This is a genomic window from Leucobacter albus, from assembly GCF_039528015.1.
In the GTDB taxonomy this organism is placed as follows: Bacteria; Actinomycetota; Actinomycetes; order Actinomycetales; family Microbacteriaceae; genus Leucobacter; species Leucobacter albus.
The window spans coordinates 1-686 of sequence record NZ_BAAAKZ010000022.1 but is presented as its reverse complement, the minus strand read 5'-3'; the positions used below and the strand labels follow the sequence as shown (position 1 = coordinate 686).

Annotated in this window: 2 protein-coding genes; both read left to right on the top strand. The window is 59.9% G+C overall.

The features are described 5' to 3' along the window. On the top strand, nt 1-240 hold a 240-nt coding region (locus tag ABD115_RS16570; protein WP_343962924.1), incomplete at its 5' end, for a hypothetical protein. Further along, nucleotides 227-686: hypothetical protein (locus tag ABD115_RS16565; protein ID WP_343962923.1), on the top strand; the 460-nt coding region annotated here is incomplete at its 3' end. The genes ABD115_RS16570 and ABD115_RS16565, both read left to right, overlap by 14 nt.

The window sequence follows — 686 nt, the reverse complement described above, 5'->3', positions numbered from 1 at the left end:
GCTGCGATTCAGCAGAACGCGGAGCAGGGGTGTCTTGCGATCGGGCGTGCGCTTGATGCTCTTGAATCGCTCACTCTTGAGCGTCGTCGCGACTTGATCTTGAACGACTGGTGGCCGCGGGCGCACCACACGATCATGCCGCAGTACACGCGCCTATTCACATCCACTGAGCTGCGCCGTATCGCTGACGGGCTCAACAATCTTGCTGCTGACATGGAGGCACACAATGAGTACAAGTGAGACCATCACCCGTGTTTACCGGGAAGCCGTAGCAACCTACGGTCTTGCCGGTGTGAACCGACTTGAGGCGGAAGAGTCTGCGATCGCGACGCTCATGGTTGAGGTTCGTGCGGGACGACTCGATATTGATATGGAGGCTGCGCTTCGTGCGCAGCTTCGGAAGGCTGACGAGTCTGACGGTCGTTCTGCGGACGGGATGCTTCGCCGGATTGCTGCCGGTGATCAGCCGCTCACCCTCTCAGACTTCGATGTTGTCGTCACTCTTGGCGGCGGGCTGCGGAAGACGTGGGGGATGCTCGACCCGGACGTTGACCTGTCTGCGATGAACGAGATCCGGTACAAGAACTATCGGGCGGCGCGTGACGCGTTCCACGAGTTCAACTCGAACGTGCTCGCCGTGAAGAGCATGTGCAGCGGGTACGGGACGATGCTTGACGCTTTCGAGG